Annotated in this window: 3 protein-coding genes and 1 pseudogene; all 4 read left to right on the top strand. The window is 27.1% G+C overall.

The annotated features are described in order from the left end of the window. The first annotated feature begins 94 nt into the window (after positions 1 to 94). The 4 genes and pseudogenes from HMPREF3239_RS12515 (at position 95) to HMPREF3239_RS10140 (ending at position 1,899) form a co-directional block, all read left to right on the top strand. Entirely contained in the window at positions 95 to 505 is a 411-nt protein-coding gene (locus HMPREF3239_RS12515; protein WP_176747966.1) for a phage head morphogenesis protein, read from the top strand. Positions 506 to 548: 43 nt separating this feature from the next. Then, positions 549 to 839 (top strand): hypothetical protein, encoded by a 291-nt coding sequence (locus HMPREF3239_RS10135; RefSeq protein ID WP_371106763.1) that lies wholly within the window; start codon positions 549 to 551, stop codon positions 837 to 839. Positions 840 to 890: 51 nt separating this feature from the next. Then, positions 891 to 1,047 (top strand): annotated as a pseudogene (locus HMPREF3239_RS12725) (hypothetical protein). 573 nt (positions 1,048 to 1,620) lie between these two features. After that, positions 1,621 to 1,899: a hypothetical protein gene (locus HMPREF3239_RS10140; protein WP_070855559.1), complete on the top strand. Its 279-nt coding sequence runs from the start codon at positions 1,621 to 1,623 to the stop codon at positions 1,897 to 1,899. The last annotated feature ends 78 nt before the right edge of the window (positions 1,900 to 1,977 follow it).

Consider the following 1,977-nt stretch of genomic DNA (forward strand, 5'->3'; position numbering starts at 1 on the left):
CTTTAAATGGCAAAGTATTTAAAGTTAAAGATATAATACCTGGCATAAATGCTCCACCAATGTCCCTTGGTGCAGAAGTACTACAGTACCACATGTGGAAAACTGGTGGGATAAATTCTTTACTGAGCGTAAAGATAAGCATAAGATAGAAGATAAACAGAGTTTAATACGAAATACAGGAGCCTTAAACGACATCAATGACCCTTATCATTCAAAAAGAGATCAGCATGCAATAAATTATTATAAGTCAGTGTTAAATAGAAATAAAAAAAGAGAAATTGAAGTAATATCAAATAATACTGGATATAATCAAAAATTAATAGAAAGAGTTTATGAACATTTATTTGAAAACGTGTATGAATTAGGAAATAAAAGAGATAAATTTTTCCCGGACTTTAATATAGCTTTAAGTTGGCAACGTTTAAGGGAAGGAAAGAATATAAAAGAGCAGGATTTAATATTATTACGTCATGAAGCTCTTGAACACTATTTGATGAATAAGTAAAATTATTCATATACAAAAGCACATAATTATGTTGAGAAAAAGTATGATTATGCAAGTTTTATTAGTAAATGAGGTAAAACCTATGTTGATACTTAATAAAATAAATGAAGATGAGCGAATAATTAGTTATGAATATTTGCCACAAGATGATTTAAAAAAGGGGAAGGGAATAGTAACTTTGAATAAAAACAATTCAGAGGTTATTGATTTTATATTATCTAAAGATGAAATAAAAAATGATTATATGATATATAGAAACAAAGCATTTCAAGCAATTAGATATTTTATAAGCATAAATGAATTTCCAAGTGAATATTTAGTTGCATGGTATTGAAAATAGCATCCTTTCTACCAATATAAATAGAAAGTGGTGCTATTTTTATACATTTTTTTAACCTTTTACGGAAGGTTTTTTTTATGTCCAAAACGTGCTGATGATGTTATAAAAACAAGTATGGAATGAAAAGTCGACAGACTATAAACGGAGGTGTATCTCATGGAAAACAACCAAAGTAATATTATTTAAGAAACAAAAGCAATGAGAATTTAGAAAATAATGATGAACAAGTACAACAAAATGAGAAAACATTTTCCCAAGAAGAAGTATCTCAAATAAGAAATGAAACACGTTCATTGCTTTGTGAATCAAGTGGAGAAAATTTTGATGATCAAACCATAGACATTGTAAAAAACCTAATTTAATTGCTGAACTAAAATGTGCTTCAATATCTTGCAATAAAATTCAAATTACACTTGTGTATTATATTATAAAATTAATATAATATAATTAAATAAAAAAGTTGGTCTCGAAGTCTGAGAACTATCGACTCAAGTAAGACGTATGAAATAGTTAATAATTTATAAGGAGATGAATTTTATGAGTAGAGATATGAGAAGAAAGTTAACTTTTTATATTAATGTAGTTACTTTATTGTTAGCTATGGTTAATTTTTTTAAGAAATAAAAGGAGTGTTTAACAACATGAAATTCAACAGGGAGCAAATATCTCTATATTTAACTATAGGTATATTTATATTAGTATTACTGACTTTAATAACCAGCTTAATAAATTAACTTAAAACAATGAGTAATTTAAAATAGATGGAGTGAACAGTATGAGTAATATAACAATCCATATTGACGAAGATTTTATGCATAAATTGATTGAAGAGAACCTAGATAATATATTGCAAAATTATAAGAGACAATATGCTTCAGTAGGAATTAAAGATTTAGTAACTTTAACTGGATTAAGTAAATCAACGCTTCAAAATAAAATAGTCTGTGAACCTGAAATTGTCGAAGTAACTCGCCGGGTTGGATCTAGAGTAATTTATCTTTATCCACAAGTGCTTGAAGCTTATCAAAAAGTTATTAATAGAATAAGCGTATGATAAAGGGCAGTACTCTAAACTATAGGTGACTAATATAATAAAACAAGAGTCCGGGACAAAAATAATATAATGAAGCTA

Source organism: Staphylococcus sp. HMSC34C02, assembly GCF_001838705.1.
Lineage (GTDB): Bacteria > Bacillota > Bacilli > Staphylococcales > Staphylococcaceae > Staphylococcus > Staphylococcus borealis.

Excerpts from the sequence above, each read along its gene's own strand:
- HMPREF3239_RS10140 (WP_070855559.1), top strand. The coding sequence starts at position 1,621 with ATGAGTAATATAACAATCCATATTGACGAAGATTTTATGCATAAATTG.
- HMPREF3239_RS10135 (WP_371106763.1), top strand. The coding sequence starts at position 549 with ATGATTATGCAAGTTTTATTAGTAAATGAGGTAAAACCTATGTTGATA.